Raw genomic sequence first — 19,329 nt, 5'->3', positions numbered from 1 at the left:
CCGCTCCTGCGACCAGCCATGCCCTTTATACGGTTATTCGGCCGCTTCTGCCCGCCGGAGCGACCCGCCCGGCCGCCGGTCGGAGCGACCGCCGGACCGCCCACAGGACCGCGCGCCGGACCGCGCGCCGGACCGCCCGCCGGAGCAGCCCGCGGGACCGACCGTCAGCCCCGCCGTCCGAGCAGGCCGAGCAGCCGCGTCTGCGCGTCCGCGCCCGCCGGGACCTCCAGCGGTTCCGCGTACATCCCGCCGGCGGCGAGCCCGTCGACGTACGGCATGACCTCCTTGATCGAGAACTCCACGAGCCCGTCGGGCAGCCGGTCGTCGGCGCCGACGGCCCGGGAGAGGTCCCAGGCGTGGACGACGCAATCGGCGGTCAGCTCCGAGCAGTACGCCGCCGCGAGCGCCGGCCCGTAGGAGAGCCGGACGGTCCGGCCCAGCGCCCCGGGGGCGGCGAAGGCGGCGTGCGCGGCGGCCGAGGCCCGGTCCCAGGCGGCGGCCGGGTCATCGCCCAGCACGTCGCCGGAGAGGGAGTCCCCGACCTCCTCGACGGTGCGGCCCTCGGTGACCAGCGGCGGGATCCACAACTGCTCGCCGGTGACGTGGTTGACCAGGTCCCGCACGGTCCACTCGGAGCACGGGGTCGGCGCGTCCCACTGGTCGCCCCCGACGGCGCGCACCCGTTCACCGAAGAGCCGCAGCGCGGCGGCGTGCTGGTCGAGCAGCGTGTCCGGCATGGGTCTCACCGCCCTCTGCCATGAGTGTCCCCCTGGGGCCAACTGTCCTCGCCCATGCCGTGCCCGGCAACGGATGTGTCCACATGTCAATACGCTGATCTCAGATCCCGGGCAGATCGTCTACGGTGATCACAACGCTTCGACGTGCTCGACGAGGATGGAGCCACCACCATGAACGCCGGCAAGGAAACCGCCGTCTACACGCACGGCCACCACGAGTCGGTACTGCGCTCGCACCGCTGGCGCACCGCGCAGAACTCGGCGGCCTACCTGATCGGGGAACTGCGGCCCGGCATGTCGGTGCTGGACGTGGGCTGCGGCCCCGGCACGATCACGGCCGACCTGGCGGAGCTGGTCGCCCCCGGCGGGCGGGTGACGGCGGTGGACGCGGCCGGGGACGTACTGGCCCAGGCCCGTTCGTACGTGGCGGAGCGCGGGCTGGAACGTGCCGTCGAGTTCGCCACCGCGGACGTCCACGCGCTGGACTTCCCCGACGGCTCCTTCGACGTGGTCCACGCCCACCAGGTCCTGCAGCATGTCGGTGACCCGGTGCAGGCGCTGCGCGAGATGCGGCGGGTGTGCCGGCCGGGCGGGATCGTGGCGGCCCGGGACGCGGACTACGCGGCGATGACCTGGTTCCCGGCGACGCCGGGCCTGGACGCATGGCAGAGCCTGTACCGGCGGGTGGCCCGGGCCAACGGCGGCGAACCGGATGCCGGCAGGCGCCTGCTGTCCTGGGCGCGGGCGGCCGGTTTCACGGAGGTGGCCTCCTCCGCGACGGCCTGGTGTTACGCCACCCCGGAGGAGACCGCATGGTGGTCGGCGCTGTGGGCGGACCGCACGACGGCCTCGGCGTACGCGTCGATCGCCACGGGCGGGGGCCATGCCCGGCCGGCGGACCTGGAGGCGATCGCCGGGGCGTGGCGGGCCTGGGGGGCCGAGGCCGATGCCTGGTTCTCGGTGCTGAACGGGGAGATCCTGGCCCGGGCCTGACCCGCCTGCGGACCACCGGGGGCCCGCCTACGGCGCCGGGGGCCGCATGCGGAAGTCGTACGGCACGGGCAGGGGGCGGTCCGTGAGGGTGGACCAGACCTCGGCCAGCACCTCCTCGCCCTCGCGGAGGTCGGCGAGTTCGAAGCCCTCCTCGAAGACGCGGCGGGCCGCGCCCACGTGCCCCTCCGCCGCCAGCAGCCGCGCCGCGAGCAGCAGGAAGCGGCCCTCCTCGCGCAGCGCCGGGCGCACCCGGTCCCACACCGCGCGGGCCTGCGCCAGCCGGCCGGCCGCCAGCAGGGCCTCCATCGCCTCCCGTCCCAGCGCGGCCTCGGCGGCCGTCCACGCGGCGCCGCCCCGGCTCTCGTCGGCCAGGTCGGCGAAGGCCTCCGCGTAGCGGTCGGCCGCCCGGTCGGGGGCGCCCGCCAGGGCGTCGGACACCGCCAGGCACCTCAGCAGCGGCCACCTCGACGGGGCCAAAGCCAGCCCGCGCTCCCAGCTGCGTACCGCCTGGGCCACGTCACCGGCGTGCCACTGGGCCACGCCCAGGTGGTACTCGGTCAGCGGATCGGCCGGCGCGGTCTCCAGCATGTCCCGCCAGTGCGCGGCGACCAGGCTCGGCCCGGGCGGGACCACCCGCCGCGGGGCGGGGAAGACCCCGGTCCGCCACAGCTCCAGCCAGGGGGTCTCCTCCTCGCCCAGCGCCGACTCCTCGAAGGGGGTACCGGGCAGGTCGAAGCCCCCGCACAGCACCTCCAGCGCGCCCCAGCCCGAACCCGCCGCCAGCCGCTCCCCCGGGGCCGTGTCGGCGGCCCCGCGCCACGCCTCGTACGCCGCGTCGAGCCGCTCCCGGGGCAGCGCCTCGTCCAGCGCCGACTCGGCCGCGGCGCGGGCGGCGCCCCAGTCGCTCCCGTGCACCGCCTGCGCGTCCGCCGAGAGCGGCCCGTACGCCTCCAGCCAGCTGAACTCCGCGCCGCCTTCGAGCCGTACGTGTTCCAGCTGGGTCCGGGCCAGTCCGGCCTGGATCTCGGCGTAGCCGCCCGTACCCGGCTCGGTGAGCCACTCCTGCCAGCGCCGGCCGCCGGCCCCCGCTCCCCACACGAAGAGCTTGCGCCCGCGCAGCCGCCCGGTGGAGCTCTGGACGAGCCCCCGGCCGTCCGCGTCGAGGGAGGCGATCCAGGGCCGGGCCGCGTCCTGGACCTCGTAGAAGAAGTCGGCCGGGTACTCGCTGCCCAGCGGGTACGTCCGGTCCGCGCCCTCCCACGCCGGTACGGTGATGCGGCGCAGCGAGCGCTCGTACCCGAAGTGCCAGGCCTCGTCGGCGGGGGCGAGGACGCGGGTGCCCGGGTCCTCGGGGACGGCGGTGTTGGACCACCAGTACACGGGCGCGGGCCGCTCGTGCGGGTTGCGCAGGCGGACTCCGACGTACAGGTACTCCGAGTCCTCCGGCAGCCACAGGTCGACCTGGAACGGCAGGTCGCGCAGCCGCTCCCACTCCCACAGCCGCACCATCACTCCCCCGTCCGGGGCCTCGACGAGCGCGGCGTGCAGGGGGGCGCAGGACAGGGTGGTGTGCCCGGTGGCGCCGGTGTTCCACTCGATGCCGCCGGAGAACCAGGCGCCGTTGAGGGCGAAGTTGGCCGGCTGGAACACCGGGTTGCGGTAGAGCAGTTCACGGCCGGTCGGCAGGTGGAGGAGCGAGTGGATCCGCCCGCCGAGACCGGGCAGCACGGTGACCCGCAGGTGTGCGTTCTCGATGACGATCGACTCGAACTCGCGGTCCGCCCGCTGCCGCCCGTACCCGTCCCGGATCCGGACGGGCAGCAGGGAGCGCAGCGGCTCGTACCCGATCTGGCGTGCCATGTCGCGCGGCAGGCCGTGGCGCGAGCGCTCGTCCAGTGCGTGCACCCCGTCGGGTGCGCGCAGGGCGGGCAGTGGGTTCTCCGGGCCCAACGGGGCTGCGGGAAGGGACAGTACGGCGCGGCGGACGGTGGTGGCCATGAGGGAATGGAACACGCCACGGCGGCCGGTGCACAGGGGTTCCGCGGATCACCACCGGTCAGGATTACGCAAACCGCAGAAAACCAGCCCGGCCGGCGTCAGGCGAACGCGCCCGCCACCAGGTCGGCCAGCAGCGCCCCCGCACGCCCGTCCGGATCCAGATCCGGGTCGTAGATCGTGACGTTGAGCCCGACGCAGCGCGGCGAACGGGCCAACACGCTCAGCAGCTCGGAGAGTTCGTCGGGAACCAGACCGCCGGGGTCGGGGCTGTCCACCGCCGGCATCACGCCCGGATCCAGCACATCGGCGTCGAGGTGCACCCAGAACCCGGCCGTCTCCGGCGGGTGGAGACCGTCCAGGGCCGCCCGCGCCACCGGTCCGGCGCCGCGTTCGCGGATCTCCCCGACGGTGGCCGCCGCGATGCCGGCGGCGCGCAGTTCCGGCAGGTCCGGGTCCCCGTCCCGCAGCCCGAAGAGCCGTACGTCCTCGTCTCGCAGGTACGGCCGGAGCCCTTCGAGGTCGGTCAGGTCGGCCTGGCCCCGTCCGGTGGACAGCGCGAGCTCCTCGCCTCCGGCGGCCCCGACCGGCCCGTTGACGGCGGTGTTGCCGGGATGCCGGAAGTCGGCGGAGCCGTCGATGGCGGCCAGCCCGTACCGGCCGAGGCGGCGCATGGCGAGCGCTGCGCCGAGCTGGATCGAGCAGTCCCCGCCGAGTACGACGGGGAACTCGCCGTCCCGCAGGTGGCCCTCGATCCGGTCGGCCAGGGTGACGGTGTACGCGGCCAGGGCGGCGGCGTGGAAGACCCCGTCGCCTTCCTTCCAGTCGCCCCGGTCGTAGCGCGGCGGGACCACGACCCCGCCCTCGCGTGCGCCGAGGCGGGCCAGCAGGCCCTGTTCGCGCAGGGCGCCCGCCAGCTTGTAGACGCCGGGGACGGTGCCGGGAGCGGGGGGACGCAGGCCCAGGTTCGACGGGGCGTCGAGCAGCACGATGGTTCGCATGCCCTCATCCTGTGTGACGCGTGCCCCGGGGACCAGGCATCCCGGCGGTAATGGCCCAGCGCTCGTGGTCGCGCCAGGCCCCGTCGACGTACAGGAAGTCCGGGGAGAGGCCCTCCAGCCGGAAGCCCTGCCCCCGTACGAGGGCGATCGAGGCGGCGTTGCCGGGCTGGACGTTCGCCTCCAGCCGGTGCAGGCCGAGACCGCCGCCCTCCAGCGGGGCGAAGGCCTGCCCGAGCACCAGCCCCAGCGCCTCGCCCATCAGCCCGCGCCCGGCCGCGTGGGCGAAGGCGGCGTAGCCCAGGGCCCCGCACCGGAAGGCCCCGTACACGATGTTGTTGACGTTGACGAAGCCCGCGATGGCCCCGGTGGCCCGCTCGCACACCAGGAATCCGGCCTTGTCGCCGCCGTCGGTCAGCCGGGTCGCGTAGGGCTCGTACTCCTCGGTGGTCAGCGGCGGGAACAGCCACGGCCGGTGGAGGTCGCGGCTCTCGTGGGCCCGGGCGGTGAACTCGGCTCCGTCGGCGAGCCGGTAGGGGCGGACCCCGACCCGCTTCCCCTCGGCGAGGTAGGTGAGGAATGACATCGCCCCAGGCTAAGGGCCTGCCCCGGACAGCCCTTGGAACGGCGTGACAGGATCACGGCGTGATGATCACCGAGGACACCGAAGCGCTCCTTTCGGCGGCGGCGCGCAACAACGCCGCGTGGTGCGAGGCGGTCTGCCGCGCCCACGGCCTGCCGGGCGAGTACACGCCGGACGCGTGGACCAGCGCGCGCCGCACCCCGCCGTACTACCCGGACGCCGTGACCCTCGCCCGGGGCGCCACCGGGGCCGCGCTGGCGGCCCGGATCGACACCGACGCGCCGGGCTGCTCCGTCAAGGACAGTTTCGCCGCGCTCGACCTGGCCCCGGCCGGCTTCGAGGTCCTGTTCGAGGCCCGGTGGATCCACCGCCCGCCCGGTGCGGAACCGGCCGGCGCGCCCGCCCTCGCCTGGGCCCGGGTGGCCACCCCCGGGCAGCTCCTCGCCTGGGAGGCCGCCTGGTCCGGCGGGGCGGGCACGGGCCTGTTCCGCCCGGCGCTGCTGACGGAGCACGACGGGGACATCGCCTTCTTCGGCGGCAGCGAGGGCGGCCGGATCGTCGCGGGCGTCATCGCGAACCGGACGGGCCGGGTCGTCGGCCTCTCCAACGTCTTCGCGGCGGACGCCGCCCCGCAGGACGAGGCCTGGGCCGGCGGCCTCGCCGCGATCACCGCCGTCTGGCCGGGCCTGCCGGTCGTCGGCTACGAGTCCGGCGACGACCTCGACGCGGCGCTCCGGCACGGGTTCACCGCGCTCGGCCCGCTTCGCGTCTGGCAGCACACCTCCTAGCCGGTCAGGCTGGCCGGTCAGGGCTCCAGCCTCAGGCGGGGTACGTCGGTGCGTTCGATGCCGAACACCTGGGCGTAGAGGGACAGTTCCGCCTCCAGCGCGCGGATCATGGTGTCCGCGCGGCGGAAGCCGTGGCCCTCGCCCGCGAAGGTGACGTAGGCGTGCGGGACCGAGCGGCCCCGCATGGCGGCCAGCAGGCGCTCGGCCTGGGCCGGCGGGCAGACCGGGTCGTCCAGGCCCTGGAGCAGGACGAAGGGTGCGGTGATCCGGTCGGCGCGGGCCACCGGGGAGCGTTCGCGGCACCGCAGGTCCAGGGTCTGGGGAGGCCCGGCCAGGCCGTCGACGTAGCGGGATTCGAGGTCGTGGGTCTCGGCGGCGAATCCGCGCAGGTCCAGCACGGGGTAGATGATCGCCGCGCAGGCGTACAGGTCGGTGGCGGCCAGCGAGGCCGCCGCCGTCCAGCCCCCGGCGCTGCCGCCGCGGATCGCGAGCCGGTCCGGGTCGGCGGTGCCCTCGGCGGCCAGGGCGCGGGCCACCGCCGCGCAGTCCTCCACGTCCACCACGCCCCACTGCTCCCGCAGCCGCTCCCGGTAGGCGCGGCCGTAGCCGCTGGAGCCGCCGTAGTTGACCTCGGCCACGCCGATGCCGCGTGAGGTGAAGTAGGCGATGTGCAGGTCCAGTACGGGCGGCACGTGGTCGGTGGGGCCGCCGTGCACCCACACCACGTACGGGGGCAGTTCGTCGGCCGGGGCCGGCTGCTCCGGGTGGTGCGGCGGGTAGACGTGGGCGTGGATCTCCCGGTCGTCGGGGCCGGTGAAGGTCCGGCTCTGCGGCTCCGGGTAGTACGCGGGGTCGACGGGGTCCGAGGCCCGGGCGCCGATCACCCGGGCGTGGCCCGTCGAGGTGTCCAGTTCCACCACCTCGTAGCCGCTGCGCGGGCTCGCGGCGACCCCGAACACCCGGGAGCCGCTGACGGCCAGGGACGGCTGCCAGGCCGTCCAGGGCCCGGCCGCGTCGACCAGGTCGCCGCTGTCGGGGTCGAGGACGCCGAGCACCGAGGAGCCCTGGCCGTGCAGGACGGCGATCAGCCCGTCGGGCAGCGGGGCCAGCCAGCTCAGCCCCGGTTTCCACAGCGGGCCGCCGAACTCCTCCTCGCGGGGGCACAGGTTCACGGCCCCGCCGGTCTCCGGGTCCACCCGGTACGGGTTCCACCAGCCGCCGCGGTCGCTCACCGCGAGGAGCGTCCCGTCGGCCGCCCACTCCACCTGGGCGACGGCCTCTTCCGGGCCCCCCAGGACCCTGCGGGGGGTGCCGAGCGCCCCGTCCCCGGTGACCTCGGCCAGCAGCAGTTCGGTGCCGTCCCACGGCATCCGGGGGTGGTCCCACACCAGCCGGGCCGCGCTGCGGCCGTCCGGGGACAGCCGGGGCCCGGTGGTGAAACGGTGCCGGTCGTCCGTCAGCTCCCGTACGGCGCCGCGGTCCTCGGCGGCCGATCCGTCCAGCGGCACTCCGGCCAGCACCCGCCGCACATCGGTGGGCGCGGGGCCGGTGAACTCCTCCAGGACGCACCAGACCTCGCCGCCGCGCAGCACCGGATCCGCCCAGCGCAGCCCGCCGCCGGTCCCCGAGACGGGGGTGAGAGGCCGCGGCGCGGGGTGGCCGGGAGCGTCCGGTTCGTACGCGTACAGCCGCTGGTCGGCGAAGTGGACGAACACCAGCAGCGGCCCGCCCGAGGCCCGTTCGGCGCCGGCCCAGGGCCGTCCCCCGTACTCGGTGACCCGGCTGCGCACGTTCCACGGGGCGGGCAGCACCGACTGCTCGGGCCGCCCGTCCGCCGGCCGGCGGACCAGGGTCCGGCGGCCGCCCTCCTGGGGCCGGGGCTCGGTCCACCAGACCTCGGGGCCGACCGTGCCCACGTACTCGGGCCGCCCGTCCAGCGAGGCGGCGAGCGCGGCGTCGATCGGCGAGGGCCAGCTGCCGTAGGGCCCGGCCGGGGCCAGTGCCGCCATCACCGGACCTCCGTCACAGGGTGCGCAGGGCGCGGTCGAGGACGCGGACGCCGAAGTGCAGGGCGTCGACCGGGACTCGCTCGTCGACGCCGTGGAAGAGGGCCCAGTAGTCGAAGCCGGGCGGCAGCTTGAGCGGGGAGTAGCCGTAGCCGGTGATGCCGAGCCGGGAGAACTGCTTGGCGTCGGTGCCGCCCGCCATGCAGAACGGCACCACGTGCCCTTCGGGGTCGAAGTGCTCGACGGCCTCGCGCAGGATCCCGAACGTCCGCCCGTCCACGGGGGCTTCGAGCGCCGTCTCCCGGTGGTGGAACTCCCAGCGGACGTCGGGGCCGGTCAGTTCGTCGAGGGTGGCGATGAACTCCGCCTCCCCGCCGGGGACCGTCCGGCCGTCGACGTAGGCGGTGGCCTGCCCGGGGATCACGTTGAGCTTGTAACCGGCGCTGAGCATGGTCGGGTTGGCGCTGTTGCGTACGGTCGCCTCGACCAGCGCGGCGGCCGGGCCGATCTTGCCGAGGACCGGCCGGAGGTCGAAGCGGGGCGAGCGGGGGTCGACGGTCATGCCGTGCAGGGCGGCGAGCTGGGTGATGCAGGCGGTGACGGTGTCGGTGAGCCGGACCGGCCACTCGTACTCGCCGATCCGGGCCACGGCGGCGGCGAGCCGGCTCACGGCGTTGGCCCGGTTGGGCTTCGAGCCGTGCCCGGCGGTGCCGTGCGCGGTCAGCTTGAGCCAGGCGGTGCCGCGCTCTCCGGCGGCGACCGGGTAGAGGGACAGGCCGGGCGCGGGGTGCACGGTGAAGGCCCCGGACTCGCTCAGGCCCTCCGTACAGCCCTCGAAGAGGTGCGGGTGGTGGTCGGCGAGGAAGCCGGATCCGTCGATCGCGCTGTCCTCCTCGTCGGCGGTGTACGCGATCACGATGTCGCGCCGCGGCTTGACGCCCGCCCGCGCCCAGGCCCGTACGACGGCCAGCACCATCGCGTCCATGTTCTTCATGTCGACGGCCCCGCGGCCCCAGACCACGCCGTCGCGGATCTCGCCGGAGAAGGGGTCGACGCTCCAGTCGGCGGCCTCGGCGGGCACCACGTCCAGGTGGCCGTGGACCAGCAGGGCGTCGGCGCAGCGGTCGGTGCCCTCGATCCGGGCCACCACGTTGGTCCGCCCCGGGGTGCGCTCCAGCAGCACCGGCTCCAGCCCGGTGGCGGCGAGCCGCTCGGCCACGTACTCGGCGGCCGGCCGTTCGCGGCAGTCGCCGCCGCCGCGGTTGGTGGTGTCGATCCGGATCAGGCCGGAGGTGAACTCGACCGCCTCGTCGAGCGCCGTCCGGTCGACGGTCTCACCCGGGCGGGTGCTCGTTGCGTGCATGTCAGCCATACTGCTCCTCCACGGCCGCCGAGACGACCGTCGTGACCGCCTTGAAGGTCCGGATCCCCTCGTACATGGTCTCGTTGGTGTACGCGACCCTGCGCTCGCCCGTCCGCTCGACGCCCGGGACCACGGTGGCGGCCAGCGTCAGGTGCTCGGCGTCGAACTCCAGCTCGACCGTGAACGGACCGCCCGCCACCGGCTCGTGGCGGACCGCCAGCGCGGTGGCCTCCTTGGCGGCGGCCCGGATGTCGGCGGCCGTGCGGGCCGGGGTCCGGCAGACCGCCGCGTACCGCGAGACGTGGTCCTTGACCGCGACGGTCACCGCGTCCGGGGCGTAGGCGCAGGCGTCGACGCAGGTCAGGTCGTCGCCGGTGACCAGGACCACCGGGACTCCGTGTTCGGCCACGACGTGGGCGTTGAGCAGTCCCTCGCTCGCCCGCGTGCCGTTGAGCCAGACACCGGTGATCGAATTGGCGAGGTAGGTGTGGGCCAGCACGCCCTGCGAGCCGGCCCCCGTGTGGTAGCCGACGAAGGCGATGCCGTCCACGTCGCCGTGCTGGACGCCCTCGACCATGGAGAGGGACTTGTGGCGGCCGGTGAGCATCTCCGCGCGGGCGTCGAGCTTCTCCAGCAGCAGGTTGCGCATGGTCCAGTGGGCCTCGTTGATGAGGACCCGGTCCGCGCCGCCGTCGTAGAAGCCCAGTACGGCGGCGTTCACGTCGGAGGTGAACATCGACCGGCAGCGTTCCCACTGGGGCGTGCCGGGCAGTACGTCGGCGGGCCAGGTGACGCCGGTGGCGCCTTCCATGTCGGCGGAGATCAGGATCTTCATCGGGCCCCCGGTGGGTCGGGTCGCGCCCCCCGCGGGTCGGGGCTCGGATTCCTCACCCTAATCCTGCGGACCCCCGGCGGCCCGGGGGCCACGCCCGGGCCGCGGCGGCTCACACCCGTCGGGAAATCCACCCGAACCGGTGAGCCGCCCAGTGCCGCCGCCGGGCAACGGCCGCGCTCAGCCCTCGACTTCGCCGGCCAGGTTCGCGAGCAGGGTGTCGTAGATCCGGCCCAGGCCCTTGGGGGCGAAGGTGCGCTCGAAGAAGCCGCCGATGCCGCCCGCGCCGTTCCAGACGGTGCTGACCACGGCCTTGGACTTGCCCTCGCCGGCCGGGGTCACCGTCCAGGTGGTGACCATGGAGGAGTTGCGGTCCTTCTCCACGAGCTGGCCGTCCGTGGGCTCGGTGACCTCCAGCAGGCAGTCCCGTACGCGCTTGCTGGTGGCCTGGAGCTTCCAGTGGACCAGGGTTCCCTCGCCGTCGCCGCCCTCGCGCACCTCGTACTCGCTGAAGTGCTCGGGGAGCAGCTTGCCCCGGGTCCCCGCGTAGTCCGCCAGCGCGTCGAACACGGTCTCCGCGTCAGCCGCGATGATCCGCTCCGTGGTGGCTTCGACCTGCGCCATAGCTGTTCCTCCAGCAGTTGTGTCCGCTCTTCGCGGCAAGCCAACCACCTCAGGGGCGGCGGCCCAAATCCGGGCCGGGCGGGGCGGCGGACCCGGGCGGCAAAAGGGGGCGGCTCCGTCCGCGCCGCACCGTCCGGATGCGCCGCCCGCACGATCATGGGAACGTTTGTTCTATTCTCGGGGCCGAGCTACCGAGGGAGGCGCACGATGCGCTGGGACAACCTGACCGAGGACGCCGGGGAAGCCGGGACAGCCGGGGGCGCGGCGGCCGGGGACGCCGCGGGTCCGGCCGCGGGGCTGCCCGCCCGCCCCGCCGCGCTGTTCGGCGCGGACTCCGTCGTCACCCGTACCTTCGACACCCCCGAGTTCCGCGGGATCACCTTCCACGAGGTCCGGGCCCGTTCGATCCTCAACCGGGTGCCGGGGGCCTCGCGGATGCCGTTCGAATGGACGGTCAACCCCTACCGCGGCTGCTCCCACGCCTGCGTGTACTGCTTCGCCCGCAAGACCCACGGCTACCTCGACCTCGACACCGGCATCGGGTTCGACTCGCAGATCGTCGTCAAGACCAACGCCCCCGAGCTGCTGCGCCGCGAGCTCGGCTCACGCCGCTGGACCGGCGCGCACGTCGCCATGGGGACCAACGTCGACTGCTACCAGCGCGCAGAGGGCCGCTACCGGCTGATGCCCGGGATCATCGAAGCCCTGGTCGAGCGGGCCAACCCCTTCTCCATCCTCACCAAGGGCACGCTGATCCTGCGCGACCTGCCCCTCCTGTGCGAGGCCGCCGAGGTCACCGACGTGGGCGTCTGCGTCTCCGTCGGCTTCACCGACACCGCCCTGTGGCGGACCGTGGAACCCGGCACCCCCTCCCCCGCCGGCCGGCTGAACGCCGTACGGACGCTCACCGACGCCGGTATCGAGTGCGGGGTGCTGATGGCCCCGGTGATCCCCTTCCTCGGGGACTCCCCCGAGCAGCTGCGGGCCACCGTCCGGGCCGTCGCCGAGTCCGGGGCGACCTCGGTGACACCCCTGGTACTCCATCTGCGGCCGGGCGCCCGCGAGTGGTTCACGTCCTGGCTGCGGGCACACCACCCGCACCTGGTCGAACGGTACGAGCGGATGTACGCGGGCGGCTCGTACGCGCCCACCTGGTACCAGCGCCGGATCACCCGTCAAGTCCACGAACTCGCGGCGGAATTCGGCATCGGCCCCTCCCGGAACGGCGCCGCCCGCAAGATCCTCACCCCCGAGCGCCCGGCCGCACCGGAACCCGCCGGCCCCACCCAGCTGACCCTCCTGTGATCCCGTACGGCCCCTGAAGGCTCATCACATCGGGCCAATCGGCAGCCCAATCCCGTCTTCCAGGCTCGGTTTCCGGGACGATTCCGCCCAGAACCCTCGGCTGGGAGGCCCCATGCTGTACCCCGTGAAGAAGCGCGGCTCCGCCAAGAAGCGCGCCGCCGTCCTGCTGTCGATCTCCACCGTCGCCGCCGCCCTCGCGAGCCCGGTCACCGCCGCCCCGGCGGCCCCGGCCGCCCCGAAGGCCCCGGCGCTGACCTGGACCGACTGCAAGACCCCCCGGTACCCGACCCTCCAGTGCGCCTCCCTCAAGGTCCCGCTCGACCACGACCTGCCCGCCGGCCGGCTGATCTCCCTCGCCCTGACCCGGGTCCCGCACACCGCCGCGAAGTCCCAGGGCCCGCTGCTGGTCAACCCCGGCGGCCCCGGCGGCAGCGGCCGCGCCCTGGCGGGGTACATCGCCGCCGCCCTGCCCAAGGACGTGGCCGCCGCCTACGACGTGATCGGCTTCGACCCCCGGGGCGTGGGCCGGAGCGAGCCCGCGCTGGACTGCGGCGCCGGGCACTTCTCGCCGGTCCGGCCGGACTCCGTCCCCCTCGACCGGCAGACCGAAGAGGCCAACCTGGAGCGGGTCAAGGCCTTCACCGAGTCCTGCCGGACCAAGCACGCGGACGTGCTCCCGTACATCGGCACCGTCTCGGCCGCCCGCGACCTGGAGGTGCTGCGCACGGCCCTGGGCGCGCAGAAGCTCAGCTACTTCGGCTACTCGTACGGGACCTACCTGGGCGCGGTGTACGCGAAGCTCCACCCGGACCGGGTCGGCCGGCTGGTGCTGGACTCCGTCGTGGATCCGGCCGGGGTCTGGTACGAGGACAACCTGGCCCAGGACCAGGCCTTCGACGCCCGCCACAAGGCCTTCCTGGCCTGGGTGGCGAAGTACGACGAGAAGTACCACCTCGGCACCGACCCGGCGCGGGTCGAGGAGCGCTGGTACGAGATGCGCGAGGCCCTGCGGCAGACTCCGGCGGGCGGCAAGGTGGGCACCTCCGAGCTGGAGGACACCTTCATGCCCGGCGGCTACTACAACGGCTACTGGCCGCACCTCGCCGAGGCCTTCTCCGCGTACGCGGTGGGCAAGGACCCGAAGCCGCTGGTGGCGGCTTACGAGCGGTTCGGCGCGGTGGAGCCCTCGGCGGGCAACAGCTACAGCGTGTACACGGCGGTGCAGTGCCGGGACTCGGCCTGGCCGCGGGACTGGAACCAGTGGCGCGCCGACATGTGGCGCACGCACGCCAAGGCGCCCTTCATGACCTGGAACAACGCCTGGTACAACGCCCCCTGCGCGTTCTGGCCCACGGAGCCCCTCCAGGCCCCGGACGTCACCAACACCGAGCTCCCGCAGGCGCTGCTGTTCCAGGCGACGGAGGACGCGGCGACCCCGTACGAGGGGGCGGTCAGCATGAAGGGGAAGCTCAAGGGCGCGGCGCTGGTGGTCGAGGAGGGCGGCGGCAACCACGGCATCGCGCTCAGCGGCAACAAGTGCCTCGATGAGAAGCTCGCCGCCTACCTGCGCACCGGGCGGGCCGCGGACGCCACCTGCCCCGCGCAGGCGGCCCCGAAGCCGGCCGCCGTGACCCGCGCGGTCCCGCCCTCGGCGGGCGGAGCGGCCCTGCACGGGCTGCTGGGCTTCCGCGGCTGATCTTCAGCGGGCAGGATCCTGCCCATGACCACGTACCAGGACAGCCACCTCACCCGCATCCACGCCCCGGAGGGCATCAGCCCGAGCCCCCAGTACAGCCACGTCGTCTGGGGCACCGGGCGGTTCGTCGCGATCTCGGGGCAGTGCGCCTTCGACGAGAAGGGTGAGGTGGTCGGCGAGGGCGACGCCGCCGCCCAGGCCCGGCAGGTGTTCGAGAACCTGCGCCGCTGCCTGGCGGCGGCCGGGGCGACCTTCGACAACGTGGTGAAGCTGACCTACTTCGTCACGGACGTCGCCCACCTCCCGGCGGTACGGGAGGCCCGCGACGCCGTCATCCCGGCGGACCGGCTCCCGGCGTCCTCGGCGGTCCAGGTCGCCGCCCTGGTCCGTCCGGAACTCCTGCTGGAGATCGAGGCCTTCGCCGTGGTGCCGGCGGCCGGCTGAGCGCGTCCCGGGCCCTGGCGGACGGCGGCGCCGGGACGTTCAGCCCAGCCTGCGCAGCGCCCCGGTCGCCGCCACCGCCAGCCGCGGGTGCGACTGCGCCCGGGTCAGCACGTCCCGGGCGCGGGGGTCGGCGAGCTCGCCGAGTCCCTCCACGCAGGCCAGGGCCACCCGCCAGTACGGGTCGTTCGGCGCGAGCCGCCGGGACAGCGTGCGGATCAGCGCCGGGACCGATTCGGGGGCCCGCAGCGCGGCCAGCAGCCGGACCGGGTGGAGGGCGTAGGCGGTGCGGAGTTCGTTCGTCGCGAGGGCGGCCGCGGCCCGGGCCGTGCGCGGGTCCCCCAGGACGGCCAGCGCCTGCGCGGCGGCCTCGCAGCGCGGCGGGTCCCGGTGGTTGAGCAGCAGCACCAGCGGCTCGAAGGCGCGCCGGTCCCCGGCCAGCCCCAGCCGGTACGCGGCCAGTTCGCGGGCCCACAGCGGCAGGCCGGCCGAGGTCAGGGAGGCGGCCAGCGCGTCCGGGTCCGCGGCGAGCAGGGCTTCACACTCGGCCGACCGCCCCGATTCGGCCCGCAGGCGCTCCAGCACGTCGTTCACCCGCCCACCCTAGGGCGATCCCGGGGCGGCCGGGCGGCGTACGTCACATCCGGCGGTGTCCGCCGCGCTCTGGCCAAGCGGTTACCGACGAGTTACTCTCCCTTCAACACGTACGGGGACCGGCCTGGTGACGCAGCCGCCCCGTACCAGTCGGTTCGGTACCTCATGTACCGCGAGCCCGTGCCCGGCCCGTTCGGGTACGGCGCTTCTCGTCCGGCGCGGCCCCGGGACAGGGCCCGCCGTTCTCCCGCCCCTTGGGCATCTCTGTGCGGAATTGTGCGGAATTTCCGGACGCGAGCTGTGCGCCGCGTGCCGCCCCTCAGTCGTCACCCTCTTCCACTGGAGTCCCGCGATGGACCTTCCGTCCACGTCCAGTCAGTCCACCCTCCAGACCATCGCCGTCGTCGGCCTCGGCACGATGGGCACCGGCATCGCCGAAGTCCTCGCCCGGGCCGGCCGCGAGGTCATCGGCATCGACATCAGCGACGCCGCCACCCGCCGGGCCGGCGCCGCCCTCGCCGCCGCCACGGCCCGCTCCGTCACCAAGGAGCGGCTCACCGAGGCGGAGCGCGACGGCGTCCTGTCCCGCTTCCGTACGTTCACCGAGCTGACGGCCGCCGCCGACGCCGACCTCGTCATCGAGGTGGTGCCGGAGGACTACGCGCTCAAGCAGCGGCTGTTCCGCGAACTCGACGCGATCGTCCGGCCCGACACCATCCTGGCCACCGGCACCAACGCCCTGTCGGTGACCCGCATGGCCGCCGAGTCCCAGCGCCCCGAGCGGGTCCTGGGCCTGCACTTCTTCAACCCGGCCCCCGCGATGAAGCTGGTCGAGGTGGTCTCCTGCGTGCTCACCGCGCCGACCGCCGTCGAGGCGGTCACGGAGCTGGCCCGCGAGCTGGGCAAGCAGCCCGTCGCCGTCGGGGACCGGCCCGGTTTCGTGGCCGACGGCCTGCTCTTCGGCTACCTCAACCAGGCCGCCGCGATGTACGAGTCGAAGTACGCCTCCCGTGAGGACATCGACGCGGCGATGCGGCTCGGCTGCGGCCTGCCGATGGGCCCGCTCGCCCTGCTCGACCTGATCGGCGTGGACACCGCCCGTACCGTCCTGGAGGCGATGTACGCCTCCTCCGGCGACCGGCTGCACGCCCCGGCCCCGATCCTGGGGCACCTCGCGGAGGCCGGCCTGACCGGGCAGAAGGCCGGGCGCGGGTTCTACACGTACGAGGCTCCGGGCAGCCAGGTCATCGCCCGCGACCTCCAGACGCCGCTGGACGGTTCGCTGCTGGGCGCGGGCCGGCCGGTCTCCTCGGTCGGCGTGGCCGGTTCGGGGACCATGGCGAGCGGTATCGCCCAGGTCTTCGCCCAGGCCGGGTACGCGGTCGTGCTGGCCGCCCGCAGCCAGGAGAAGGCGGAGGCCGCCAAGGCCTCGATCGGCAAGTCCTTGGGCCGTGCGGTGTCCAAGGGCCGGCTGACCGAGGCGGCGGCCTCCGAGACCCTGGAGCGGATCACCGCGGCCGGTTCGCTGGACGCCTTCGCCGAGGTGGACCTGGCCGTGGAGGCCGTCGCCGAGGACCTGGCGGTCAAGCAGGAGCTGTTCGCGAACCTGGACAAGGTCTGCAAGCCGGGCGCGGTGCTGGCCACCACCACCTCCTCGCTCCCGGTGATCGCCGTGGCGCGCGCGACCTCGCGCCCGCAGGACGTGATCGGCATGCACTTCTTCAACCCGGCGCCCGCCATGAAGCTGGTCGAGGTGGTGCGGACCGTCCTGACCTCCGACGACGTGCACGCCACGGTCCGCGAGGTCTGCACGAAGGTCCGCAAGCACCCGGTGGACTGCGGGGACCGGGCCGGCTTCATCGTGAACGCGCTGCTGTTCCCGTACCTGAACAACGCGATCAAGATGGTGGAGCAGCACTACGCCGGGATCGACGACATCGACGCCGCGATGAAGCTGGGCGGCGGCTACCCGATGGGGCCCTTCGAGCTCCTCGACGTGGTCGGGCTGGACGTCTCGCTCGCGATCGAGAAGGTCCTGCACAAGGAGTTCCGCGACCCGGGCCTGGCCCCGTCCCCGCTGCTGGAGCACCTGGTGGCGGCGGGCTGCCTCGGCCGGAAGACCGGCCGCGGTTTCCGTGAGTACGCCCGCCGGTAAGCCGCGCCCCGGCCGGCGGGACCCAGAACCGGATGCGTGGGGAGGGCTGCTCGGGCCTGCCGGACCCTCACGGCAGGCGAGCCCTCCCGACGAGCACTGTGTGCCCAGTGCGTGCCCTCCCCCGCATCCACCCCCGTCCCACCCCCCTCAGGCGCGCTCTCCTGCGCGAATGAAGTACTTTCGCTCTATGTCCCAGCCCGCCAAGACCTCGACCCGCGCCGCCACGGCGTCCGACGCCCCGGAGAGCACGGCCGGCACCAAGGCGGCCGCGCAGCGGCTCAAGATGCGCCGTGAGCTGGCGGCGGCCGCCATGGAGCTGTTCGCCACCAAGGGGTACGAGGCGACGACGGTCGACGAGATCGCCGCGACCGCCGGGGTGGCGCGCCGGACCTTCTTCCGGCACTTCCGGTCCAAGGAAGAGGCGATCTTCCCGGACCACGACGACACCCTGACCCGCGCCGAGGCGGTGCTCGACGTGGCCCCGGCGCACGAGCACCCGCTCGACACGGTGTGCCGCGGGATCAAGGAAGTCATGAAGATGTACGCCGCCTCGCCGGCGGTCTCGGTGGAGCGCTACCGGCTCACCCGGGAGGTGCCGGCGCTGCGGGAGCGGGAGATCGCCTCGGTGGCCCGGTACGAGCGGCTGTTCACCCGCTACCTGCTGGCCCACTTCGACGAGCAGGACCACCACGACGGCAACGACGACCCGCTGCTGGCGGAGGTGGCCGCCTCCGCGGTGGTCACGGCCCACAACCACGTGCTGCGGCGCTGGCTGCGGGCCGGCGGCCAGGGGGACGTCGAGGCGCAGCTGGACCACGCCTTCTCGATCGTCCGCAAGACCTTCGGTTCGGGGATCGGCGCGGGCCGCACGGCGGCGGCCGGACGGACGGACCCGCCGGCCGCGGTCCGTACGCAGGGCGAGGTGCTCGTGGCGGTGGCCCGCACGGACGCGCCGCTCGACGAGGTCATGCGGACCATCGAAGAGGCGCTCAAGAACAAGCGGTAACCGCTCGCTCCAGTTGCTCACGTCACAGTGGCCGCTCCCGTTCCGGGGGCGGCCACTCGCGTATGTCCGGCTTGCCCCTACTCGCGGGTAACTCTGATCGATCATCGCTCATCTGCGCAGGTCAAATGGCAAATGAGAGAAAGTTTTGGCACGCGGTGCCTTGCCGGGTGACACGGGGTGCCATACGTTGAATCTCGTCCGGATGTCCCCGCGGTCCTCGCCCAACCGGCACGAACCGCGCCCCGGATGCCTGCGTCACCAGGCACCGGCACGCCTCACCACGGGCGTCGCCAGCACCACCGCTCCCGCCGGACCGACGGCACACACCACACCCGTTCCACGCACCCGCGTATCCCTCAGCGCACCCTCATTCAGCGCTCGCCGGAGGCAATACCGTGAAGGACATTCTGGACGCGATCCAGTCGCAGGCCGCAACGGCCGCCGACTTCGCGGCCCTGCCGCTCCCCGACTCGTACCGCGCGATCACCGTGCACAAGGACGAGGCGGAGATGTTCGCGGGGCTCACCACCCGCGAGAAGGACCCCCGCAAGTCCCTGCACCTGGACCAGGTCCCGGTGCCGGAACTCGGCCCGGGCGAGGCCCTGGTGGCCGTCATGGCCTCCTCGGTCAACTACAACTCCGTGTGGACCTCGATCTTCGAGCCGGTGTCCACCTTCAGCTTCCTGGAGCGCTACGGGCGCCTTTCGGAGCTCACCAGGCGCCACGACCTGCCGTACCACGTGATCGGCTCCGACCTCGCGGGCGTCGTGCTGCGCACCGGCCCCGGCGTCAACGCCTGGAACCCCGGCGACGAGGTCGTCGCGCACTGCCTCTCCGTCGAACTGGAGTCCTCGGACGGCCACAACGACACCATGCTCGACCCCGAACAGCGCATCTGGGGCTTCGAGACCAACTTCGGCGGCCTCGCCGAGATCGCCCTGGTCAAGTCCAACCAGCTGATGCCCAAGCCCGGCCACCTCAGCTGGGAGGAAGCCGCCTCCCCCGGCCTGGTCAACTCCACCGCCTACCGCCAGCTCGTCTCCCGCAACGGCGCCGGCATGAAGCAGGGCGACAACGTCCTCATCTGGGGCGCCAGCGGCGGACTCGGCTCCTACGCCACCCAGTTCGCCCTCGCCGGCGGCGCCAACCCCATCTGCGTCGTCTCCAGCGCACAGAAGGCCGACATCTGCCGCGCCATGGGCGCGACCGCGAT

The 19,329-nt window shown here is 73.9% G+C and carries 17 protein-coding genes; 8 read left to right on the top strand and 9 right to left on the bottom strand.

The window, feature by feature from the left end:
* Positions 1 to 164 precede the first annotated feature (164 nt).
* Positions 165 to 737 carry a TIGR03086 family metal-binding protein gene (locus tag ACZ4TG_RS15560; RefSeq protein WP_468162772.1) on the bottom strand — a complete coding sequence of 191 codons (573 nt, stop codon included), beginning with the start codon at positions 735 to 737 and terminating at the stop codon, positions 165 to 167.
* A 171-nt stretch (positions 738 to 908) separates the two neighbouring features.
* Between ACZ4TG_RS15560 and ACZ4TG_RS15555 the strand changes: the two genes are divergently transcribed.
* Positions 909 to 1,730: a methyltransferase domain-containing protein gene (locus ACZ4TG_RS15555; protein WP_468162770.1), complete on the top strand. Its 822-nt coding sequence runs from the start codon at positions 909 to 911 to the stop codon at positions 1,728 to 1,730.
* A 27-nt stretch (positions 1,731 to 1,757) separates the two neighbouring features.
* On the opposite strand, the gene ACZ4TG_RS15550 is transcribed toward ACZ4TG_RS15555, so the two are convergent.
* The 3 genes from ACZ4TG_RS15550 to ACZ4TG_RS15540 form a co-directional block, all read right to left on the bottom strand.
* Positions 1,758 to 3,728, bottom strand: a complete 1,971-nt coding sequence (locus tag ACZ4TG_RS15550) for a DUF5107 domain-containing protein (protein WP_468162768.1) — start codon at positions 3,726 to 3,728, stop codon at positions 1,758 to 1,760.
* A 98-nt stretch (positions 3,729 to 3,826) separates the two neighbouring features.
* Positions 3,827 to 4,726 carry an arginase family protein gene (locus tag ACZ4TG_RS15545; protein WP_468162766.1) on the bottom strand — a complete coding sequence of 300 codons (900 nt, stop codon included), beginning with the start codon at positions 4,724 to 4,726 and terminating at the stop codon, positions 3,827 to 3,829.
* 4 nt (positions 4,727 to 4,730) lie between these two features.
* Positions 4,731 to 5,309 carry a GNAT family N-acetyltransferase gene (locus ACZ4TG_RS15540; RefSeq protein ID WP_468162764.1) on the bottom strand — a complete coding sequence of 193 codons (579 nt, stop codon included), beginning with the start codon at positions 5,307 to 5,309 and terminating at the stop codon, positions 4,731 to 4,733.
* Positions 5,310 to 5,371: 62 nt separating this feature from the next.
* On the opposite strand from ACZ4TG_RS15540, the gene ACZ4TG_RS15535 reads away from it, so the two are divergent.
* A complete protein-coding gene (locus ACZ4TG_RS15535) occupies positions 5,372 to 6,094 on the top strand; it encodes a hypothetical protein (protein WP_468163424.1) in 723 nt (240 codons plus the stop codon).
* Between the two features lie 17 nt (positions 6,095 to 6,111).
* On the opposite strand, the gene ACZ4TG_RS15530 is transcribed toward ACZ4TG_RS15535, so the two are convergent.
* The 4 genes from ACZ4TG_RS15530 to ACZ4TG_RS15515 form a co-directional block, all read right to left on the bottom strand.
* Positions 6,112 to 8,103, bottom strand: a complete 1,992-nt coding sequence (locus tag ACZ4TG_RS15530; RefSeq protein WP_468162762.1) for a S9 family peptidase — start codon at positions 8,101 to 8,103, stop codon at positions 6,112 to 6,114.
* 13 nt (positions 8,104 to 8,116) lie between these two features.
* Positions 8,117 to 9,472, bottom strand: a complete 1,356-nt coding sequence (locus tag ACZ4TG_RS15525) for a M20/M25/M40 family metallo-hydrolase (protein ID WP_468162760.1) — start codon at positions 9,470 to 9,472, stop codon at positions 8,117 to 8,119.
* Entirely contained in the window at positions 9,465 to 10,298 is an 834-nt protein-coding gene (locus tag ACZ4TG_RS15520) for a M55 family metallopeptidase (protein ID WP_468162758.1), read from the bottom strand. Before ACZ4TG_RS15520 ends, ACZ4TG_RS15525 begins: the two co-directional genes overlap by 8 nt.
* Before the next feature lie 177 nt (positions 10,299 to 10,475).
* Positions 10,476 to 10,919, bottom strand: a complete 444-nt coding sequence (locus ACZ4TG_RS15515) for an SRPBCC family protein (protein WP_468162756.1) — start codon at positions 10,917 to 10,919, stop codon at positions 10,476 to 10,478.
* Positions 10,920 to 11,126: 207 nt separating this feature from the next.
* Between ACZ4TG_RS15515 and ACZ4TG_RS15510 the strand changes: the two genes are divergently transcribed.
* The 3 genes from ACZ4TG_RS15510 (at position 11,127) to ACZ4TG_RS15500 (ending at position 14,364) form a co-directional block, all read left to right on the top strand.
* Positions 11,127 to 12,224: an Rv2578c family radical SAM protein gene (locus tag ACZ4TG_RS15510; protein ID WP_468162754.1), complete on the top strand. Its 1,098-nt coding sequence runs from the start codon at positions 11,127 to 11,129 to the stop codon at positions 12,222 to 12,224.
* 112 nt (positions 12,225 to 12,336) lie between these two features.
* Complete coding sequence (locus ACZ4TG_RS15505; protein ID WP_468162751.1) at positions 12,337 to 13,920, top strand: alpha/beta hydrolase; 1,584 nt, start codon at positions 12,337 to 12,339, stop codon at positions 13,918 to 13,920.
* Positions 13,921 to 13,944: 24 nt separating this feature from the next.
* Positions 13,945 to 14,364, top strand: coding sequence for a RidA family protein (locus tag ACZ4TG_RS15500; RefSeq protein ID WP_468162749.1), 420 nt, complete (start codon positions 13,945 to 13,947; stop codon positions 14,362 to 14,364).
* A 39-nt stretch (positions 14,365 to 14,403) separates the two neighbouring features.
* On the opposite strand, the gene ACZ4TG_RS15495 is transcribed toward ACZ4TG_RS15500, so the two are convergent.
* Positions 14,404 to 14,955 carry a HEAT repeat domain-containing protein gene (locus ACZ4TG_RS15495; RefSeq protein WP_468162747.1) on the bottom strand — a complete coding sequence of 184 codons (552 nt, stop codon included), beginning with the start codon at positions 14,953 to 14,955 and terminating at the stop codon, positions 14,404 to 14,406.
* A 352-nt stretch (positions 14,956 to 15,307) separates the two neighbouring features.
* Between ACZ4TG_RS15495 and ACZ4TG_RS15490 the strand changes: the two genes are divergently transcribed.
* The 3 genes from ACZ4TG_RS15490 to ccrA form a co-directional block, all read left to right on the top strand.
* A complete protein-coding gene (locus tag ACZ4TG_RS15490; protein WP_468162745.1) occupies positions 15,308 to 17,110 on the top strand; it encodes a 3-hydroxyacyl-CoA dehydrogenase family protein in 1,803 nt (600 codons plus the stop codon).
* A 187-nt stretch (positions 17,111 to 17,297) separates the two neighbouring features.
* Complete coding sequence (locus ACZ4TG_RS15485) at positions 17,298 to 18,116, top strand: TetR family transcriptional regulator (RefSeq protein WP_468162743.1); 819 nt, start codon at positions 17,298 to 17,300, stop codon at positions 18,114 to 18,116.
* A 395-nt stretch (positions 18,117 to 18,511) separates the two neighbouring features.
* The coding region (gene ccrA / locus ACZ4TG_RS15480; protein ID WP_468162741.1) for a crotonyl-CoA carboxylase/reductase at positions 18,512 to 19,329 on the top strand (818 nt) is incomplete at its 3' end.

The organism is Streptomyces sp. NPDC028314, assembly GCF_055565795.1.
The sequence above is the reverse complement of the archived record's forward strand: the minus strand, read 5'-3'. Positions and strand labels throughout refer to the sequence as shown.